At 71.1% G+C, this 20791-nt stretch carries 17 protein-coding genes; 11 read left to right on the forward strand and 6 right to left on the reverse strand.

Annotation, left to right across the window (positions count from 1 at the left end):
• Window positions 1-35: 35 nt before the first annotated feature.
• Window positions 36-1532: a nitrilase-related carbon-nitrogen hydrolase gene (locus tag OO62_RS00880; protein ID WP_051732451.1), complete on the reverse strand. Its 1497-nt coding sequence runs from the start codon at window positions 1530-1532 to the stop codon at window positions 36-38.
• A gap of 269 nt (window positions 1533-1801) precedes the next feature.
• Here OO62_RS00880 and OO62_RS00885 point away from each other — a divergent pair, with 269 nt between their 5' ends.
• Window positions 1802-3046 carry a sensor histidine kinase gene (locus OO62_RS00885; RefSeq protein ID WP_248782269.1) on the forward strand — a complete coding sequence of 415 codons (1245 nt, stop codon included), beginning with the start codon at window positions 1802-1804 and terminating at the stop codon, window positions 3044-3046.
• The gene (locus OO62_RS00890) at window positions 3043-3849 is read left to right on the forward strand and encodes a response regulator (protein WP_078616952.1); all 807 of its coding nucleotides are present in this window, start codon (window positions 3043-3045) and stop codon (window positions 3847-3849) included. Before OO62_RS00885 ends, OO62_RS00890 begins: the two co-directional genes overlap by 4 nt.
• A 104-nt stretch (window positions 3850-3953) precedes the next feature.
• Here OO62_RS00890 and OO62_RS00895 read toward each other — a convergent pair whose 3' ends face one another.
• The 4 genes from OO62_RS00895 to OO62_RS00910 form a co-directional block, all read right to left on the reverse strand.
• Window positions 3954-5150, reverse strand: a complete 1197-nt coding sequence (locus OO62_RS00895; protein WP_033265122.1) for an FAD-dependent monooxygenase — start codon at window positions 5148-5150, stop codon at window positions 3954-3956.
• A gap of 70 nt (window positions 5151-5220) precedes the next feature.
• Window positions 5221-8139, reverse strand: a complete 2919-nt coding sequence (locus OO62_RS00900; RefSeq protein ID WP_033265123.1) for an ATP-binding protein — start codon at window positions 8137-8139, stop codon at window positions 5221-5223.
• 28 nt (window positions 8140-8167) lie between these two features.
• Window positions 8168-8935: an SDR family oxidoreductase gene (locus OO62_RS00905; protein WP_033265124.1), complete on the reverse strand. Its 768-nt coding sequence runs from the start codon at window positions 8933-8935 to the stop codon at window positions 8168-8170.
• 246 nt (window positions 8936-9181) lie between these two features.
• On the reverse strand, window positions 9182-9979 hold the full coding sequence (locus OO62_RS00910; protein ID WP_033265125.1) for an inositol monophosphatase family protein: 798 nt from the start codon (window positions 9977-9979) through the stop codon (window positions 9182-9184).
• 344 nt (window positions 9980-10323) lie between these two features.
• On the opposite strand from OO62_RS00910, the gene OO62_RS40370 reads away from it, so the two are divergent.
• The 9 genes from OO62_RS40370 (at window position 10324) to menC (ending at window position 19400) form a co-directional block, all read left to right on the forward strand.
• Window positions 10324-10572 (forward strand): hypothetical protein, encoded by a 249-nt coding sequence (locus OO62_RS40370; protein WP_228332368.1) that lies wholly within the window; start codon window positions 10324-10326, stop codon window positions 10570-10572.
• Between the two features lie 304 nt (window positions 10573-10876).
• Entirely contained in the window at window positions 10877-11296 is a 420-nt protein-coding gene (gene panD / locus OO62_RS00920; RefSeq protein ID WP_033265127.1) for an aspartate 1-decarboxylase, read from the forward strand.
• A gap of 118 nt (window positions 11297-11414) precedes the next feature.
• The gene (locus tag OO62_RS00925; RefSeq protein ID WP_051732453.1) at window positions 11415-11771 is read left to right on the forward strand and encodes an aspartate/glutamate racemase family protein; all 357 of its coding nucleotides are present in this window, start codon (window positions 11415-11417) and stop codon (window positions 11769-11771) included.
• Between the two features lie 8 nt (window positions 11772-11779).
• Complete coding sequence (locus OO62_RS00930) at window positions 11780-13468, forward strand: PucR family transcriptional regulator (protein WP_180290298.1); 1689 nt, start codon at window positions 11780-11782, stop codon at window positions 13466-13468.
• Between the two features lie 365 nt (window positions 13469-13833).
• Entirely contained in the window at window positions 13834-14967 is a 1134-nt protein-coding gene (locus OO62_RS00935) for a hypothetical protein (protein WP_033265128.1), read from the forward strand.
• Window positions 14968-15087: 120 nt separating this feature from the next.
• Window positions 15088-15675 (forward strand): hypothetical protein, encoded by a 588-nt coding sequence (locus OO62_RS00940; RefSeq protein ID WP_033265129.1) that lies wholly within the window; start codon window positions 15088-15090, stop codon window positions 15673-15675.
• Window positions 15676-16390: 715 nt separating this feature from the next.
• Window positions 16391-17473, forward strand: a complete 1083-nt coding sequence (locus tag OO62_RS00950) for a M20 family metallopeptidase (protein ID WP_033265272.1) — start codon at window positions 16391-16393, stop codon at window positions 17471-17473.
• Window positions 17470-18291 carry a hypothetical protein gene (locus OO62_RS00955; RefSeq protein WP_033265130.1) on the forward strand — a complete coding sequence of 274 codons (822 nt, stop codon included), beginning with the start codon at window positions 17470-17472 and terminating at the stop codon, window positions 18289-18291. The genes OO62_RS00950 and OO62_RS00955 overlap by 4 nt, the downstream gene beginning before the upstream one ends.
• Complete coding sequence (gene menC, locus OO62_RS00960) at window positions 18291-19400, forward strand: o-succinylbenzoate synthase (RefSeq protein WP_033265131.1); 1110 nt, start codon at window positions 18291-18293, stop codon at window positions 19398-19400. Before OO62_RS00955 ends, menC begins: the two co-directional genes overlap by 1 nt.
• Before the next feature lie 181 nt (window positions 19401-19581).
• On the opposite strand, the gene OO62_RS00965 is transcribed toward menC, so the two are convergent.
• A complete protein-coding gene (locus OO62_RS00965) occupies window positions 19582-20322 on the reverse strand; it encodes a class I SAM-dependent methyltransferase (protein ID WP_033265132.1) in 741 nt (246 codons plus the stop codon).
• Window positions 20323-20791: the final 469 nt, after the last annotated feature.

A 20791-nucleotide genomic window follows, 5' to 3' on the forward strand; every position in this document is an offset into this window, starting at 1 on the left:
AACAACGGCTGGGTGACGGGGGGATCACCTGCGCGTCAGTCCGTGGAACGGTCCGTCTCGGTGCGGGACTTGGCGGATGCGGGGCGCCACGGGCGGGTCAGGGCCGTGAGGGTGAGCGCGGCGACTCCTGCCAGGCAGAGCCAGGCGAAGAGGTCGCCGATCCGGTCGTAGAGGGTGGTGGCGCCGTGCGTGGGCACGTACGCCACCATGGTCTGTTGACCGGTCGTGAAGTAGTCGGTGGTGGCGAGTACCCGGCCCTTGTTGTCGTAAGCCGTCGAGACGCCTTCCGCGTCCTGACGCACCAGCGCGTAGCCTCCCTCGATGGCGCGCAGGCTCGCCTTCATGGTGTGCGCGCCGCCGTATTCCTTCCAGTCGTGAGAGGGAACGAGCATGATGTCGGCCCTGGTCCGCATCATGGCGGGGAAGTCGGCGTCGTAGCAGATGACATCGGCGATCCGGCCGTACGGGGTGTCGGCGACGGGCACACGGCCGTCACCGGGGGTGAACTTCTCCGAGCCGGGGATGGGATGCGCCTTCTGGTAGGTCCACAGCACCTTTCCGTGGGGGTCGATGAGGATCGCCTCGTCCCGGCCGTAGGCGGGGGCGGTGGTGCTGTAGACGCGGAGACCGATCTCCAGATAGATGCCTGACCTGCGGGCCTGCTCCTGTGCCGCCGCGATGGCGTCGGACCTGTGGGCCTCCTGGGTCTTGACGGCCTCCTCCGGCCAGACCACGATCTTCGCTCCGGCGGCGGCCTCGCGTCGGGTGGCGGCGAGCAGGTCGTTCTCGACGGCGGTCATCGCGGGCCGCACCGTCGATGCGGGAGCGGCAGCGATGCCGGCCGCTCCGCCGGTGATCCGGCGGAGCGTGGTCGCGAGTTCATCGGTCACGGCCCGGCCAGGGCTCACCCCGGCGATCCGCACGGTCGTGCTCGGGGCCGGGCTGAAGGCGAGCCGGGCGCCGCCCGCGAGCACGACGGCCAGCAGGACCGCCCCGTAGACCAGGCCGCCGCGCCATGAAGGCCGTTCCCAGATCCGGTTGACGGTACTGGCGAAGTACGCGATCAGGAATCCGATCCCGTACGAACCGGTGACCGAAATGATCTGCAGGAGTGGCAGGTCACCGTACTGGGTGACGGCCAGCGAACCGTAGGCCGTACCGAACGGCGACAGCACGGTGATCAGGAACTCGCCGCCCGCGACAGCGGCCGGAAAGACGCAAGCCGCCACCGCGGGGCGCAGCCGGCCGACCAGCAGCCGGTCGGCCAGGAACGGCAGCGTCTGCACGGCGGCGAGGGCAGCCGCGCCCGCCGCGGTCACGGGGTTGAGGCCGATCGCCGAGTCCTGGATCCAGAAGACGGCGGCGGCGACGTGCGCCAGCAAGATCCACAGTGCCCCGGTCCCCACGCCGCTGAGGCGGGTGAAACGCAGCAGGAGCACGGGGAAGATCCACGCCGCTGCGGCGATGTCCCATCGGCCGCCCACCGCGAACAGCATCGTGCCGGTGCCGAGCAGCAGGAGGAGTATCCGCACGGCGGGCGCCGCCCCTCTGTGATGCCTGGGAGGGTTACTCGCGTTCTTCGCGCCACGCTGAGGCCGCGCCGTCGGACCGGTCTGCCCGACAGGGGGTGTTGACACCGGGATGTTCGTCATGGAAAAGACGCTAGGAGGGGGCAGGTGCGCAGCGCCTCGGTCGCTGTGGCGATCTCCGGGGAGGCCGCGCAACTATCGATGCGCCCCTGACGGATGATCCGCCGAGCCCTCGTCTTCCTCTAGCCTGACGAACTGAAATGATCACTACGATGTGTGCCGCGCCGCGAGCCGTGCGGCGATGGATGGCCGACCGGCCGCGTCTGACGGATGCGGCCCTGGGCGGTGGCATCACGCTGTTCGATGTGGTCACGGTGCTGGACCGCTCACCGGAGCCGGGCGCCTGGGGAGTGGCGCTGTGGGGCATGCAGACCGTTCCGCTGCTGTGCAGGCGGACGCGTCCCTGCACAGTCCTGGCGGCGATGACCGGCCTCTACGTGGTCTTCCAGATACTCAGCCCGATCCACGGCCGGATACCCGGCCCCTTCCTGCTGGTGATCGGCGTGTACGGCGTTGCCCGTTACGCGACGGCCTCGGCGAGCGTGCCGGGGACGGTGCTGTGCCTCGCGTCCACCTCCGCTGCCGACGCCCTCACCGGGCACTGGCAGAGCCCCCGGCTCGGATCGCTGGAGCCGATCAGCGCCACGACGTTCGTCGTCTTCTTCACCCTTGCCTGGACCCTGGGGTACGGCCGGCGCAGGATCGACGCCCATGCCGCACGCCTGCGGGACCTCAATCGGCGTCTGCGGGCCGAGCAGGAGCGCAACGCCCGGCAAGCGGTGGTCACCGAACGGGCCCGCATCGCCCGGGACCTGCACGATGTGGTCGCCCACCACGTGAGCGCGATCGCCGTTCTGGCGCGAGCCACCGAGGAAGGCTTGGTGAGCGGCGTCCCACCCACGGTGGAGGCTGCAGAAGGCGCGGAGGCCAGGAAGAGTGTCGGGCTCATCGCGCGGACAGCCGACACCGCGCTCATCGAGATGCGGCGCCTCCTCGGACTGCTGTCCTTCCGGGACCAAGGGCTCGCGCCCGAACCGTCCTTGTCCTCGGAACACCTTGAGCCACTCATCGGCGCCGCGACATCTGCCGGTTGCCGGGTGACGTACGTGTCGGACCTCCAGGCACGGACCGATCCGTCCGCCGGCCTGCTGATCTCCGGCTACCGGATCATCCAGGAAGCACTGACGAACGTGATCAAGCACGCCGGGCCCGTCAGCGTGCGGGTCACCGTACGCGGAGACGACTCCCACCTCACGATCGCGGTCGAGAACGACCCGGCACCACCGGGCCACCGGCCCGTCCCCGGCAGCGGCCGGGGACTCGTCGGCATGCGCGAACGTGTGGCGGCCTTCGACGGCGTGCTGCGGGCCGGGCCACGCGAGGACGGCGGCTGGCGGCTGTACGCCGTCCTGTCCGCGCAGGCATCTCAACCGGCGGAGGAGAACGAGAGCGTATGACCGTACGCGTACTCCTTGCCGACGACCAGGAGATGGTCCGCACCGCGCTCCGGCTGGTCATCGACCGCCGCGAGGACCTGTCCGTCGTCGGCGAGTCGTCCGACGGGGAGCAGGCTGTCTCACACGCGATCGAACTCCAGCCGGACGTCGTGCTGATGGACGTCCGTATGCCCGGCATGACCGGCGTCGAAGCCACGCGGCGCATCACCACCAGCTGGCCTGGACCGGGGCCGGCTCCGCGTGTCCTTGTTCTCACCACATTCGATCTGGACGAATACGTGCACGCCGCGCTGCGAGCCGGAGCCGCCGGCTTCCTGCTGAAGAACAGCCCTCCCGACCAGCTCACCCATGCCCTTCGCACGGCAGCAGGCGGGGAGCCCGTCCTCGCACCGAGCGTCACGCGCCGCCTCATCGACACCGTCACCGCGCTGCCTGCCGCCCTGCTGCCCAACGCCCCCGTTCCCCCCGACCCGGCACCGCGTGAGGGCAGACAGGAAGACGGGCTGGACCGGCTGGACACCCCGGGCACGCTGAGCGCGCTGACCGAACGCGAACTCCACGTCCTCGTCCTGGTCGCCCGAGGCATGTCCAACGCCCGGATCGCCGCGGCCCTCGGCCTCAGCGAGGGGAACGTGAAGAGTCGCGTCAACCGCATCCTCACCCGCCTCGGACTGGAGAACCGTGTACAGGCCGCACTCCTCGCCCACCAGGCGGGTCTCACAGGAAGCACCCGGATGACGACCACGCCCGGCCCTCGGCAAGCCACGGCAGACAGCACCGGTGATCCCTCGTCTTCCTCTTGACCGCCAACTTCCGGTGTGCGGTGCTGCCGTGGAAGGGCTCTCTGCGTGCGTGCACCATGGTGGCGTCCAGGTCCCGCGGGCGCGGGCACGACTCCTCCGTGCGCTTACCGCCGGGCACGTTCACGGTAGTCGCGGAGCGTGATGTTCTCCGCGGCCTTGCGGGCGATCTTGGAGGCCATGTTCTTGCCCGGCAGGTACGGCATGACCTTGTAATAGCGGTTGAGGAGCGTGGCCAGGGCGCGGTTGCCGGGGACCATCAGCCTGGCGACGCCGTCACCCATCTTCTGGCAGCCCACGGCGTACTCGCGCATCTCCTCCTCGTACCGCTCGAACGCGACGCGGTGGTCGCCGCGCGCGGCGGCCAGCTCGCCCGCCAGGACGTACGCGCCGACCAGAGCGAGACCCGACCCCATGCCCGACAGGGAGGACGGGCAGTAGGCGGCGTCGCCGATCAAGGCGACCCGGCCGCGGGACCAGGTGTCCATGTGGACCTGGCCGACCGAGTCGAAGTAGAAGTCCGGCGCGTACCGCATGTCCTGGAGCAGCCGGTCGCTCTCCCAACCGTTGCCGGCGAAGGTCTCGGCGAGGAGGGCCTGTTGCCGCGCCACGTCACGGCGGTCCACATCCAGTTGCGGCGCGGCGAAGTAGAAGACGGCCCTGGCTTCGGCGTTGTGGCGGGCGCTGTGCAGCGCGACGAGCTTGCCCGCGGTGCGGTAGGCGTGCCCGGTGTGGTCGAGCCCGAGGTGGTTGGCGGTGGTGAAGATCGCGCAGTGCACGCCCAGGTGCTTCACGAACTCTTCCTCCGGACCGAACGCCAGGCGGCGGGTGGTGGAGTGCAGCCCGTCCGCGCCGATCACCAGGTCGAACCGGCGCGGCGCGCCGTGCTCGAAGGACACCGTCACGCCCTGGGCGTCCTCGGTGAGTGAGGTGATGGAGTCGCCGAAGACGTACTCGGTGTGCTGTCTGGTGGCGTCGTACAGGATCCGGGCCAGATCGCCCCGGAGGATCTCGATGTCCCCGGCGAACAGGTCCGCGGGCAGCTCGGCCTGCGGCTTGCCCGCGCTGTTGACGTAGGACATCGAGCCCGTGCCCGTCCGGACGCGCTCGAGGTCGGCCAGGATGCCCATGCGGCGCAGGACCGTCAGGTGGGCCTCGCCGCGGAAGTCGACGGCGTAGCCGCCGTCGCGGAGCGCGGGGGCGCGCTCCACGATGGTGGCCTGGAAGCCGTGCCGGTGGAGCCAGTAGGCGAGCGCGGGGCCGGCGACGGAGGCGCCGGAGATCAGTACCTTGAGGTTCGTCATGCCTCAGACCTTCTACGGGAGCGCTCACCGCGGGCTCACCGTGCGCTCACCGCGGAGGAGCGACCGCGGCTCACCGGTCCGCGGCCACCGCCTCAAGGACGGACTCCACGGCCCTCTCGGACAACCCCAGCATGCGCAGCACCTCCGGGGCGTGTGCCCCGACCGTGTCGGCGACCTCGGCGGCCTGCCGGTAGTACGTGCGCGCCTCCGTGTGGTGGCTCCGGGCCGCGGCGACGCGGCCGAGGCCGATGAGCGTACGCACCCGGGGCCCCAGACTCTTGATCCAGTGCGGATCGTTCCGCTCCAGCGCCTCGCTGTACAGCCGTTCCGCCTCCGCCAGGTCGCCCTCCTCCAGGGCGATGTCGCCGAGCCCGCGCAGCGCAGCCGCCAGGTAGGTGGAGCTGCCGGCGCGGCGGGCGAGCGCGGCGGCGTTCGCATAGGCGTTACGGGCACCCGCCGGGTCGTCCCCGGCCAGGTGATCGCCCCGGTTGACCAGCAGGTCGGCGCTGTCCTCCAGGGCGCCGAGCCGTTCGGTGAGCACCAGGGCCTCGTCGGTCAGCGCGACCGCACGCGTCCGGTCACCGCGCGCACCGGCCACGCCGGCCAGCGTGTCCAGGACCAGCGCGATGCCCCAGCGGTCGCCGAGCGAACGGAATTCCTCCAGGGCCTGACCGAAGGCGTCCTCGGCCGCCGCGGGATCCCGCCGGCCGAGGTGCCCGAACCCCGACACGTAGTGGGCGGCGGCCCGCGCCCACGGCTCGGGACAGTCGCGCTGGGACGAGACGAGCGCGAAGGCACTCTGCGGGTCCGGTCCGCCCGCGTTCCGCATCATCCACAGCAGCAGGACGACCGGGTAGCGGCCCGACCGGTCGCCGGGCCACGCGGCCGCCAGCGCCTTGCCGGCCGTCGCACGGTGCCGCTGCCACACCTGCTCCCCGGCTTCGCCAGTGGCCGACGCCGCGCCGGCGAGCAGCACGCACGTCGCGTACTCCTCGCCGAGCCCGTCGGGGGCCGCCTCGCCCACCGATGCGAGCAGCGCGATCGCCAGAGGCGCGACTGACGCGGACGCGCCCCGGATCCACAGGTAGTTGAACGCCGCGGCGAGCAGCTCGAAGGCCGTCTCCACCGCCGGCTCCTCGACTGCCCAGCGCAGCGCCGCCAGGAGGTCACCGTGCTCGGCGGCAACCACGGGCAGCCACTCCAGCTGCTCGGCCCGCCGCAGATGCGGGTCGGCCGTGCGCAGGAGCTCCAGCAGACGCTGGGCGTGGGCGCGCCGCACGGACTCGCGTTCGCCCGCCGCGTCGAGCCGTTCGGCACCGTACGCGCGGATCGTCTCCAGCATCCGGTAGCGGCCGCCCGCGACCTCCAGCAGCGACTTGTCGGCCAGCGCCTCCAGCGTCTCACCGTCGGTGCCGCACACCCGAAGCGCGGACCGGGCCGTCGCGCCCCCGGCGAAGACCGTGAACCGGCGCGCGGCCCGCTGCTCGGGCTCGGAGAGCAGGTCCCAGCTCCAGGCGACCACCGAGCGCAGCGTGCGGTGCCGCTCGTCCGCCGTGCGGTTGCCGCGGGCGCCGACGGCGAGCAGATCGTCCAGCCGCCCCGCCAGGTCGTCGATGTCCAGGGTGCGCGACCGCGCCGCCGCGAGCTCGATGGCCAGCGGCAGGTCGTCGAGCGCCGCGCAGATCCGCCGCACGACCTCGGGGTCGGCGGTGAAGCCGCGCCGCACGGCACCGGCCCGCTCGGTGAACAGCCGTACGGCCGCGTCCTCGTCGAGCGGCCGCACGGGGAAGAGGTGCTCGCCGATGATGCCGAGCGGCTCCCGGCTCGTCGCCAGCACCCGCAGCCGCGGGCAGGTCGCCAGCAGCCGCGCCGCCAGCCTGGCGACCTCGTCGACAAGGTGCTCGCAGTTGTCCAGGACGAGCAGCAGCACTTGGTCGGACAGCGCCGCGATCAGACGATCGACCGGTGCCTTCGCGCCGCCGTCCATCTGGAGCCCGTTCTCGCGCAGGCCGAGCGCGCCCAGCAGGGCATGCGGCAGGCCGGCGCCGTCGCGCAACGGTGCCAGCTCCACAAAGCACACCTGGTCCGGGGTGCCCCCGACGCCCGCGACCTCGACCGACAGCCGGGTCTTGCCGACGCCGCCGGGCCCGAGGAGGGTGACCAACCGGGCCACCCGCAACGTCTCGGCGACCTCGGTCACCTCATCGGCGCGACCCACGAAGCTCGTCAGCTGGGCGGGCGGCGCGGCGGGCGACGGCGTCGGATCGGTGCTCAGCAACTCCCGGTGCAGCGCCGTCAGTTCGGCCGAGGGGTCGGCGCCCAGCTCGTCGGCCAGGTGCCGCCGGGTCTCCTCGAACACCACCAGCGCCTCGGCCTGCCCGCCCTCGGCGAACAGCGCCCGCATCAGCAGCCCCGCCAGCCGTTCCCGTAGTGGATGGCGGCCGACCAATTCGCGCAGCTCAGGTACGACCGCCCGGTGCTCGCCGAGCCGCAGCCCCGCTTCGATACGGTCTTCGAGTGCCCCGAGCCGGCGCTCTTCCAGCCGCACGGCGGCGGCCCGGGCCGTCTCGCTCTCGGGCAGGTCGGCCAGTGCCGGTCCCCGCCACAGCTCCAGCGCCTCGCGCAACAGTACGACCGCCCGACCGGCGTCGCCGTCGGCGAGCGCCGCACGGCCCTCCCCGGCCAAGCGCTCGAACCGGGAGGTGTCCACGGCGTCCGGATCGACCACGATCCGGTACCCCGCGCCGGCCCGTTCGATCGCGGCCCCGGCGCCCAGTGAGGTACGGAGCCTGGACACCTGGGACTGCAGCGAATGTGCCGAGAGCGCCCCGGCGGGGTCGATCTCGTCGGCCAGCCGGTCCGTCGAGACGACTTCGCCGGGGCGCACCAGCAGCAGGGCCAGCAGTGCCCGCCGGGCCGGTCCGCCCAACGGGACCTCGTTGCCGTCGCCGTGCCATGCTCGGGTCTCGCCGAGGATTCCGAACTGCATGCCGGCGATTATTCATCGGCGCGAAGGATCATGGGGCAATCGGGCCGAGGAAGGTCCCGCCCGAGACGTCGACGGTCTGACCGGTCACCCAGCGGCCCTGCGGGCCGGCCAGGAACGCGACGACGTCCGCGACGTCCTCGGGCACGCCCAGCCGCCCCAGCGCGGTGATCGACTCCAGCCCGGCCACCACCTCGGGGATGGAGGTGTAGCCCGCGGTCATGTCGGTCCGCACGGCACCTGGCGCGACCGTGTTCACCGTGATGCCGCGGCGGCCGAGCTCGTTGGCGAGCGACGGCGCCATCGACTCCAGCGCCGCCTTGCTGATCGTGTAGCCGATCTGGGTGGAGACCGCGAACCGGCTGGCCGTGGAGCCCATGTTGATGATGCGTCCGCCGTCGTTCAGCAGCGCCATCGCGCGCTGGATCACGAAGAACGGGGTGGCGACGTTGATCGCCATCAGCCTGCCGAACTCCTCTTCGGTGACCTGCGAGATCGGGTTGCCCGAGCTGATGCCCGCATTGTTGACGAGGATGTCCAGCCCGGCCCCCGCCAGCCCCCCGGTCAGCTCCTTGAACAGCCGCTCCACCGCGCCGTCCGCGCCGAACCGGGCCCGGATCGCGAACGCCCGGCCGCCCGCTTCCTCGATCCGCCCCACCGTCTCCTCGGCCGCCTGGTCGTTGCCGCCGTAGTGGACGGCGACCAGCGCGCCCTCGGCCGCCAGCCGCAGCGCGACCGCCCGGCCGATTCCCCGCGAGCCGCCGGTCACCAGTGCCGTCTTGCCGGTCAGAACGTTCATCGTCGCTCCCTGTTGGGTGGCCGGTCCGCGGCGGATCCGGCGATGAGCCAACAGTCGCGGCGAGGGCTCACCGGGAGCTCACCGCGGGCTCACCGGGGCACGTCGGCGCCGGCAGCCGCAGAGAGCCGGGCATACGCCGAGGCGGACGCCCCACACGAGCCGTAGCCTGCCCCCACCCGCCCAAACCCGTGCGCCCACAGCCCTACATCCGAACGACCTCCGAACTACCTTCGAACTTCCTCCGAACTACCTCCGACTGCCGATCATCGACATCAGCAACTCGTGGGTCTCGGCGTCAGCGGCCACCACAAGTCCGCGGCCTGCCTGACCGATCGGGCCGCCGTCAATCCCGGTGACGACGCAGCCGGCGGCCCGGCACACAGCGATGCCAGCGGCGAAATGCACACTCTCGGACAGGCCCACGCCATCGGTGACGTACGCGGCACGCTTGCCGGCCGCGACCCAGGCCAACGCCAACGTCGTGGACACAACCCGCGGTCGGAACCGCTCGACGAACCTGGGGTGGGCGAGCAAGTCCACGGCCCGGAATCCGGGCGCGCTCGGAAACGGCGGATCCAGGTTGACGTCCACCAGCCGGGTGGCAGGCGTGGGCGCCAGCTCTGCATCAACCCCTCGGTGCCGCACCCAGGCGGCCTCACCATCGGTGCAGAAGACTTCGCCGCTGAACGGGTCGGCCACCGCAGCCGCCCCGTTGCGCAGCGCCACGTTGACGGCCACCAGCATGTTTCCGACGGCGTAGTTCAGCGTGCCGCACAAGGGATCCACCAACCACTGGCGCACAGCGGCGACCGCGCCCTGCTGCCCGCCTTCCTCGCCGAGCACCGCATCATGAGGCCGAGCAGCACGGATGACTCCGAGGATCGTCCTCTCGGCCTCCACATCGGCGGCGGTGGCGAAGTCCCCGGCACCCTTGTCGATGCGGGAGAGCTGCTGGCCGTACATGTTGCGCACCACCGCCGCGCCGGCATGTGCCGCAGCTATCGCAACCTCGGCATCGTCTGTGCTCGCGTACGAGTTGATCACGCCATGCAGGATATCGAGCCGCCCCGGCGTACCTGTACGGTCACCATTTCAGTGCGGTGCGCCCGTGGTCCGACGGCTATGGGCGCGCGCATCGAATTCCTGCTCGTGACCAGCCGTCGCCACCGTAGCCTGGCCTGTTCTGCCCGTACGCGTAAGGGAGTTGTGGAACATGAGCGAGGCCAGAGCTCCGTGGCGGCCGACGGAGCATGGCGCCAACATCGGCCGCTCGTCTGCCTTGGCGGCGCACCGGAAGGTGGCCCTCGACCTGCATCGGATGCTCAACGAGGGCGACCAGGATCGCGCGCTCATCGATGCCCCTACACGATCCCCGAAAGCCGGACGATGTGCTCTCTGAGAAGTACAACCATCGTTTCGACTGGGAACGGGACGGCGATGAACGCCGCCCCGTGTACATCGCCGGACCGTACGGAGTCGACCTCATCGCCGCGGAGGAAGCCGCCTTCCGTCTCGTCTGCGACGCATATGAGGCCCTGCGTCTCGACGAGGGCAATCCTGCCGCGCGGCTGGACGTACGAAGTCCAGCGGGGCACGCCACGGGGCTGAGCGGGGGCCTGGCCACCCACGTCCTGTGAGCCAGGGCGCACGGCCAAGCAGAATCAGCCCGGGCTGAAGATCGCGGTCAGGGCTAATGGATCTTCTGCTGCTGCAGCCTCTGTGATGCTCGGTCGTACGTGAGGGGCGGCCCTGGGGGTGAGGTGGACCCCCGAGCAGTCCCTGCCGATACCTGATGCCTCGTCAGGGATTTCGGCGTTCGGTCGGCGTGGGTCCGGTAACACCTTGGAACAGCTGACCGAACATGCGAAGCGTTGTAGTCTCCGAAGACCGCCCTTGACCTGCAGAAAGCAGGCAGGGAGCAGACAAACCGGGAGCTTCTTCATGCTGCGCACCATGTTCAAGTCCAAGATCCACCGGGCCACGGTGACCGAGGCCGATCTGCACTACGTGGGGTCGGTCACCATCGACGCCGCGCTGATGGAGGCCGCCGACCTGCTGCCCGGTGAGCTGGTCCATATCGTCGACATCGACAACGGGGCCCGTCTGGAGACGTATGTCATCGAGGGCGAGCGGGACTCGGGTGTCATCGGTATCAACGGGGCGGCGGCGCATCTGGTGCACCCGGGGGATCTGGTCATCCTGATCAGCTATGCCCAGGTGGACGACGCGGAGGCCCGTGCGCTGCGTCCGCAGGTCGTGCATGTCGACGCGGACAACCGGATCGTCGCCCTGGGCGCCGACGCCTCCGAGCCGGTGCCTGGCAGCGACACCTCACGCAGCCCGAGGGCGTCGAAGGTCTGAGGGCCTCGTCCCTGCTTGGTCTCCGCAAGATGCAGCTGACCCCGCCCGCTGAAGCCACCGCGCCCCCTCGACCAACGCCGGCACCGGCGAACGCCCCGGTGACCGGATCGGGGTCGAGGTGGTCCAGGTGTCCGGGTGCGTTCAGCGGGAGTACGTCGACGGTGCGATCCGGGCGGTCAAGGGCGGGGCGGGTGGGGAGCTCGCCGAGGGGTGGATCGCCTCGGCCGCCGAGGCGCTCAAGGGACAGGGGGCGCAGGTGGTCATCGCGGCCTGTACGGAGATTCCGCTGGTCAGCAGGGCGGCGGCGCGAGTGCTGCCGCTCGTGGACTCCACCGAGGCGCTGGTGGACGCGACCCTGTCCCGGTTGTCGGGGCCCGAGCCGGAAGACTTCGTTCCGGGGGACGGAGACGGTCGCCTATCCTCGTCCGCACGTACGAACCTCGCAGGCTGTGAGGGTCCTAACCTGCGGAGATGATCAGGCACATGTCGGCCGACCCCGCCAGAGGCTTGAGTCGGGTGCTCGAGGACTTCGGCCCCACACTCCTGGACCTGGTCCACGGTGACCCCGGTGCGGCGGGAGAGCTCGGCGGCGTCGGCATTCACGATCCGCACGATGAGCAGCACTACCCGCGGCACGCCGTCGTGCTCGGCGTCGGTGTCCATGGAGCCGGGGAGATCGCCCGGCTCCTGCGGAAACTCTCCGCCTACGGCGCCGCCGCTCTCGTGGTCCGCGGGCCCGTCGGCGACAGCGAGGAACTCGCCTCGGTCGTGGCCGAGACCGGAGTGGCCCTGCTCGCCCTGACCCGGGGGGCCTCCTGGGCCCAGCTGGCGGCGATGCTGCGCACCCTGCTCTCCGAGGGGGACATCGGCGAGGCCGGCGGGCAGACCCTGGGCGGGGTGCCGTCCGGGGACCTGTTCGCGCTGGCCAACGCGATCGCCACGCTGATGGACGCGCCGATCACCATCGAGGACCGTCGCTCCCGGATCCTGGCCTTCTCCGGCCGGCAGGACGAGGCGGACGCTCCGCGGGTGGCGAGCATCCTGGCCCGGCAGGTGCCCGAGCGCTATGTGCGTATCCACGAGGAGCACGGAGTCTTCCGCGAGCTGTACCGCAGCGAGGGCCCCGTGCACATTCCGCCGCCCACCGTCGACGGCGAGGTCGCGCTGCCGAGGGTCGCGATCGCGGTGCGTGCCGGTGACGAGATCCTGGGTTCGGTGTGGGCGGCCCTGCGGAAGCCCCTCACCCCGGAGCGGGAGCGGGCGTTCCAGGAGGCGGCGAAGCTCGTCGCGCTGCACATGCTGCGGTTCCGGGCGGGCGCCGACGCCGAGCACCGGCTCCGCACCGATCTCGTCACGACCGCGCTGGAAGGCGGCGTGGGGGCGGTCGAGGCGCTCGGCCGGCTGGGGCTGGTGAACCAACCCACGCTGGTCGTCGCCATGGGACTGCAAGCCGATCAGGGCGTGGACCACGCCCACGTCACCGCGGAGCGCCAGCGCCTCGCGAGCGCGCTGGCCGTGCATCTCACCGCGGTCCAGCCGCGGTCCGCGGTGGCGCTGCTCGGCGACGTGGCCTACGGGCTCTTCCCGGTGCCGGGCGACTCCGCCCACGCGCGGGAGCGCGCACTGCAGGTCGCGTCGAACTTTCTGCAGCGCACCGGAGACCGGGCGGGCCTCGTCATCGGCATCGGCTCGGTCGCCGAGGAGCCCTCCGCCCTCGCCCGCTCCCGCGCCAACGCGGACCGTGCGCTGCGCGTGCTGTTCAGCGGCCGGGCGGCCCAGCGCGTCGCCTCGATCGCCGATGTGTATGTCGACGCGCTCTTGATCGAAATGCGGGACCTCGCCGTCGCCAACCGCGACGAGCTCTCCGGCCCGCTCGCCCGGCTGGTGGCCTACGACGCCAAGCACAACGCCCACCTCGTGGAGACCCTGCGGGCGTGGCTGGACGCCTTCGGAGACGTGATCACCGCCTCCGCGAGCGTGTTCGTCCACCCCAACACCTTCCGCTACCGGATCCGCCGGGTGGCCGAGGTGGGGGAGTTCGACCTGCGGGATCCATCCGCACGGTTCGCTGCGATGGTGCAGCTGCGGCTGATGGGCATGGACGACGACGGCGACGGCGGGGCCGGGGCGCGTTCCGCGGGGACCGGTCCCACCGCCACCTCGTCCGGCTGACGGTCGGCGGACCCGGCAGGTCAGGCCCGCGGGATCAGCAGATACGAGCAACTCCCGGTCAGGGCAAGTGAGTTCATGGCGACGTACCGCCCCACCCCACCCCACCCTGATCCACCACGCGGTGCTCCTTGTTTGAAGACGGACCCCAGCGGAAATCCCAGGAGATTTCCTGCCCATGCGCCACTTCAGTGACGTGAGAGTGCAACCTTTTCGCGGTGCGAATCCTCATATATGAGGCGTAGGTGTGCGCATGCACGCATGTCTGCATGTGCACTCACGCGCACCACGAGACACGCACGGCCTGAACATGACGAACGTCAACCTGTGCCGTCCAGGCGGCACTTGGGATACGAAAGGTCTGCTGGATGAAGATTCGCCGCGCCCTGACGGCCGCCGCAGCGGCTGCCGTGATAGCGCCCGCCGCCGTACTGGCCGCGCCCGCCGCCGCGTTCGCAACGGCGCCGGTGTCCGAGGCCGGTCCCCGCATGCCCGCCTCTCCCGACTTACCCGATGCCGCAACACCGGCGGAGCGGTCAGCGGATTCCGCCACGAGCGGCGGCGGAGCGGGTAACCCGCACGAGCCGCGGCGCCCGGGCGAAGCCGCTGCCGGTGGCTCGGCATCCCAGGACCGCGACGGGGCCGCCCGTCCCGCCCCGGGGAAGCAGCCGAAAGCCGCCGGGACCGCCGAACAGACCACTGAGGGCGCCACCGGCGCGGGTGGTGCCACCGGGGGAGGCGAGGCCGCCGGTGATGCCGACGGTGCGGGTCAGTCCTGCGCGTTCGAGTCCGACCAGTTGCACGCAGCCGTCCACGGGCTGCCGCACCAGCTGGCTGCGGGCGGCGCCTGGACCCCCTTCTCCATGACGCTCACCAACACCACCGGCAAGCCCCTGGAGGAGGTCCAGCCCTTCCTGTTCGTGTCCTCCGCCGAAGATGTCGACCGGCCGTACTGGGAGCTGGAGACCGAGTACCGCGACGCCAAGACGGGGCGGTGGAAGACCTTCCACGACGCGGAGCCCGACGACCTGTTCGGCTTCTTTGCCGTCGGTCCGCGCAGCACCCTCACGCTCCAACTGCGCACCCGCGTGGTCAAGGACGCCAAACCCGACGCCGGGTACGCGCTCGCCGCCGGCGACTACCGCAACCGCGACGGTTCCTGCGGTTCGGCCAAGGAAGCCTGGTACGACTTCACCATCCTCCCCGCGGGCGCGAAGCCGACGCAGCCCCCGACCGCCAAGCCGAGCGAGCCGGGCAAGCCGGGTGCCACGGCCGAGCCCGGCCAGAGCGCCGCGGCCGGCGGTGGTACGGGTGGTTCCGATTCCACCGGTGGCCTCAGCCCGCAGGGCGGGGCCCACCTCGCCGCGACCGGCTCCTCGTCCGCGCTCCCGGCGATCGCTCTCGCCGGCGGAGCCGCGATGGTGGTCGGCGCGGGGGCGGTCATCGGCGTGCGCCGCCGCCAGGGCGTGGCCGGTCCGGGCGCCACGGACGTCACCGCGTAAGCCCAACCACTTCTCCAAGAACCTGACAACCCAAGAATCCACGGCCTTGGAACTCAATGGCACTAATGGCACTGGAAACAAAGGTTCCAAGGGTCCGAAGAACCGGGAAATGAGATCCTCATGAAACTGCGCCGCGCCCTGTCGGCCACGGCCGCGACGGCCGCCCTGCTCCCCGTGGCGATGGCCGCCGCGCCCGCCTCCCAAGCGGCCCCTGCCGCGGACCTCCCGACATGCTCCGACGTCGGGCAGCCCCACAACAACACCTTCGTGGGCCGCTCGTTCGGCATACCCAAGTCGATCACTCTCGGCACGCACTGGACGACCTACACCGCCACGCTCACCAACGCCTCGGCGAAGGAGCTGAAGTCGTTCGAACTCAGCGCCAAGTTAGGCAGTTATGTCTATAACGAGGGCGAGCGCGACCTGAGCCCGTACGGCGATCTGCAGTACTGGGACACCTCGCAGCGCGCCTGGAAGACGCTGCGCCAAGGTGGAAACGCCCGCGGCGCCATCCCCGGCCCGAAGACGCTGAGGCCCCGCGAGTCCGTCCACGTGCAGCTGCGATTCAGGGTGGGCAAGGACCTGCCCATGGACCAGACGTACGACGCGTTCACCGGCCTCACCGGCACCTTCGTGGACAGCTACCACGACACGGCCTGCACGTCCCACGGCGACGCCGTCGGCAGTTTCTACCCCCGCAAGGGCTGAAACCTGAGGGGAGGGCTGCCGACTTCGCGCCCCGACGGCGGCAGCCCCTCCTGAGGACCCCACCGGCAGCCGGCTGACGGCCCCCGGCATCGAGGCCCTGCGGGAGATGGAACGCCTCGGCATCCTCTTCGACGAACTTCGTACCGGACTTCCTCACCGACGACCAGGCGAAGGTGAGCGTCGACCGGGTCGTCGACCACATCGAGCACATCGTTTCGGTCGCCGGAATCGACCATGTCGGCCTCGGATCGGACTTCGTCCGCGAGGTCATGGTCGATGTCACGCCACCCTGCTGCGAATCGCCGGACGACGAGGACCGCTGTTCGACTTCCCCGAACTGGCGGGCCCGGCAGGCATGCCCCTGGTCACCGACGCACTGGTCCGCCGGGGCCGGACCGAAGCGGAGATCCTCAAGATCCTCGGCGGGAACACCAGGCGGCTGATGAGCGCACACATGGGCTGACGCCAGCTGCCCCGGACAGGTGCCCGGCCGGTCGGACGCCAGGCCGGGCACCGCGGCGGGTGCGGTTTGGGACCGCCGTACGAATCGGCCGCTCACGTTGTGACGCAGCCACCAACCCGGCCCCGTCCACCCTGCCTAGCGTGGCGGTCATCCCACGTCGTCCCAGGTCATCCCCCGATGGAGGACTCACCCGTGCCGGTTGACCACGAAAGCCAATCCACGCGAGCGCACCACCCGTACGACCTCGACGCCATGCTCGCCGACCTCGAAGAACTCGTCACGTGCGAGTCGTACTCCGCCGACCACGCGGCCGTCGCCCGCAGCGCGCAGGTCGTCGCCGCACAGGGGGAGCGACTGCTCGGCGCCGCGCCCCGGACGCTGGTGATCGACGGCGTCACCCACCTCCGGTGGAGCTTCGGCACCCCGCGCATCCTGCTCCTGGGGCACCACGACACCGTCTGGCCGATCGGCTCCCTCACCACGCACCCCTGGTCCGTGAAACAGGGCATCGCCCGCGGCCCCGGCGTCTTCGACATGAAAGCCGGACTGGTTCAGATGTTCCACGCCCTGGCCTCCCTGCCCTCCCTCGACGGCATCTGCGTCCTGGTCACGGGCGACGAGGAGGTCGGCTCGGCCACCTCCCGCCCGCTCATCGAGGAGACCGCGCGTCAGTGCGCGGCGACCTTCGTCCTGGAGCCCTCCGCGGCAGGCGGAGCGCTGAAGACCAGCCGCAAGGGCGTCTCCGCCTACGACCTCACCGTGCACGGCCGCGCCGCCCACTCCGGACTGGAACCCGAGAAGGGCATCAACGCGGCGACCGAACTCGCCCACCAGATCCTCGCCCTCCAGCAGCTGGCCGACACCGTCACCACACGCACCGGGCCCGGCACCACGATCACCCCCACCGTGATGTCGGCCGGCACCGCGAACAACACCGTGCCCGCCCGGGCCGAACTGAGCGTGGACGTCCGCGTCCCCAACGCGGCGGCCCAGCAGACGGTCGACGCCCTCATCAGGAACCTCCCGCCGCAGCTCCCCGGTGCCCGCCTGGAGATCGGGGGCGGCCCCAACCGCCCGCCCCTGGACCCCGACGCGTCCCGCGAACTGTTCGCCCTGGCCACCGAAGCGGCCGCACACCTCGGCCTCGACGCCCCGCGGCAGGCGGCCGTCGGCGGAGCCTCCGACGGCAACTACACCGCCGGAGTGGGCTGCCCCACCCTCGACGGCCTCGGCGCGGTCGGCGACGGCGCCCACGCCGACCACGAACACGTCGTCACCGCCACCATGCCGATCCGCGCCCGGCTGCTGGCCCACCTCGTCGGAGCGATGCAATGAGCGGGCCGGCAAGCGGACTGGAACTCCGCGAACTCCACGGCATGGCGGAGTTCGACAGCGCCAGCCTGCTCTACGCCGAGATCTGGGGCACCGGCCCGGCCGGCGCACCCGTCTCCGCCGAGGTCATGCGGGCCCTGGCCCACGCCGGAAACTACGTGGCCGGAGCGTATGAGGACGGCCGGCTGGTGGGCGCGTCCGTCGCCTTCTTCGGCACACCCACGGGCACCACCCTGCACTCCCACATCACCGGCGCCGCCAAGGGCCGAGGCATCGGGCTGGCTCTCAAGCTCCACCAGCGGCAGTGGGCGCTCACCCGCGGACTGAAGCGCATCACCTGGACATACGACCCCCTCATCCGCCGCAACGCCTACTTCAACCTCGTCAAACTCGGCGCCCGCCCCGAGGAGTACCTGCGGTCCTTCTACGGGACCATGGACGACGCCATCAACGGCGGCGACGAAACCGACCGGGTCCTGGCCGCCTGGGACCTCTCCGCCTCCCCGACGACGCCCGAGACCCCGGACGTCGACGTGCCGGCGAATGCCGCGCACGGCGTCCGCGATCACTGCGGCCTGCCCCAACTCGGCGCCACCGACGCGGAGGTCGTACTCATCGACCTCCCCGACGACATCGAAAGCCTCCGCCGCGCGGACGCCGGCGCCGCCCGTGCCTGGCGGCTGGCCGTCCGGCAGACCCTGGGCGGCCTGCTCTCCGACGGAGCCCGAGTCGTCGGCTTCCACAACCGCCGCAGCTACGTGGTCCACCGCGCCACCCCCTCCCTCACCCACCCGGCACACCGCACCAGGAGCCACCCGTAATGAAGCTGAAGATCTCCGGCATCGAACTGCGCCGGATCGCGATGCCCCTCGTCGCCCCGTTCCGCACCTCCTTCGGCGTGGAGACCAGCCGCGACGTGCTGCTCGTCCGCGTCGTCACCTCCGAAGGAGAGGGCTGGGCCGAATGCGCGGCCATGTCCGAGCCCCGCTACTGCTCGGAGTACGTGGACGGCGCACAGGACGTCCTGCGCAAGTTCCTCATACCCGCCCTGCCGAAGGACGGCGTCGACGCCGCGACGGTGGGCCGGGCCCTGGAACCCTTCACCGGCCACCACATGGCGAAGTCCGCTCTGGAGACGGCGGTCCTCGACGCCCAACTCCGTGTCACCGGCGAGTCCTTCGGCTCCTACCTCGGCGCCGCCCGCGACCGCGTCCCCTGCGGCGTCTCGGTCGGCATCATGGACACCGTCCCCGAACTCCTCGACGCCGTCGAGCGCTATGTCGCCGAGGGCTACGTCCGGATCAAGCTGAAGATCGAACCCGGCTGGGATCTCGAACCCGTCCGCGCGGTCCGCGAACGCTTCGGCGACGACCTGCTCCTCCAGGTCGACGCCAACGCGGCGTACACCCTCGTCGACGCCCAACACCTGGCCAAACTGGACGCGTTCGACCTCCTCCTGATCGAACAACCCCTCGCCAACGACGACCTGGTGCAGCACGCCCAGCTCGCGAAGCTCCTGCGCACCCCGATCTGCCTCGACGAGTCCATCGAGTCGGCCGCCCACGCCGCGGCGGCCATCTCCCTCGGCGCCTGCTCCGTCATCAACGTCAAGCCGGCGCGAGTCGGCGGCTACCTCGAAGCCCGCCGCATCCACGACCTGGCCCGCGCCCACGGCATCCCCGTCTGGTGCGGCGGCATGCTCGAAACCGGCATCGGGCGCGCCGCCAACGTAGCCCTCGCCGCCCTCCCCGGCTTCACCCTCCCCGGCGACACCTCCGGCTCCCACCGCTACTTCGCCACCGACATCACACCGCCGTTCGTCCTCGCCGACGGTCACCTCGAAGTCCCCACCGGCCCGGGAATCGGCACCGAGCCACTCGCCGACGTCCTCGACGAGGTCACCACCGCCAGCGAGTGGATCGCGTTTTAACCGCGTTCCCGGCAGCATCTGCCCCGGGCTCCCCGAACCACAGCGCGACCGGGGAGCCCGGCCGCATACGCGCCGGGCCCACCTCCCGGGTTCAGCGTGAGGGCAGGACCAACGGCCTGCGGGCCGATCCCCGGTCGGGCAAACCCGAAAGGCCGGGCCCACCGGTACGTCCGCTCGGTCATCAGGCGCGGCAGCGCAGCATCTCCATAGGCGGGTTGGCGAGGTAGTCCGCCCAGAAGTCCGCACCGAACTTGCGCACGCCGGCGTCGGACACCTTCAGTGGGACCCAGGCCACGTCACTGAATCCGGCCGCCTGCAGACACTTCTCGTAGACCTCGCGGCGCGGGCGGGTGGTGACGAACTCGATCGGCGGGTCGAGCAGCGCCGTGACCCGGACTCGCGGTCCGGTCTCGGCCTCCTCGCCGGTCGGCTCGCAGAGAAAGCCGTACTTGCCCAGGGACGGCCCGTCGAAGCGGTAGTCGGGCGATTGGTTGAGAATGAAGAACTCGCCGCCTGGCACCAGACTTTGGTGCACGTTGCGGCACATCTGCTCCATGACGGCGACGTCCTCCGCGTAGTTGAGCAGCTGGACCCCCGTGGCGATATCGAAGCCTCGCCCGAGGGGCCGCAGCGCGGACACATCGCCCACCTCGTAGCGCACACCCAGCGGATCGTGCTTCTCCAACTTCTCCGCAACGGCGATCATCTCGCCGGAGATATCGATTCCGAGCACCTCCGTGGCGCCGCGCCGCTTGAACTCCCTGCTGTAGAAGCCGGTGCCGGAGGCCAGATCGAGGACCGACCTGCCGCGCACCTCCCCGACCATGGCCAGGAAGCCCGGCACCAACGCGTAGTGCTCCAACGGCAGGGACTTGAAGCCCTCGTACGCCTCACCGATCTCGTCATACTGCTGCGCGCTCACCGCACTGTCCTCCCCGCTTCGTCATGTCCTCGGCCTCGGCTTCCCGCACTCGGGGCACGCCGCGGCCTCTGGCGGGCAGTCTCTCCGCATCCCGGCAGCCGGTCGTACCGGCAGAAGCCACAAAGATGCAGACGTCGTCCCGGCCACTTGTACGGGCGGGGGCACGGGTGTGCCGTCGTCGGGGAAGTGAGCAAACCCAGGCTAGGTTGCGTCTCTCCGCCGGCGGTCGGAGCCGGATGAGAGCTGCGGCAGCGGTGACGGTGCCCGAGGTGCCGTAGCCGTCAAGCGCATGGCCCACGAGTGAGTCTCCGACGTCGCGGAAGGCGTGGCACGCCTTCAGCTCCGGGAGGCTCGCCCTTCTCGCCGGACTCCCGGGCTGCGAAGTTCTCTTCCCCGCGGCGGCGCGGATGGCTTCCACGGCCGGCGGAGCCAAGGCGTCCAGGAGATGTGGGTCGAGCGAGGGCGAGAA

The organism is Streptomyces lydicus, from assembly GCF_000717345.1.
GTDB lineage: Bacteria > Actinomycetota > Actinomycetes > Streptomycetales > Streptomycetaceae > Streptomyces > Streptomyces lydicus.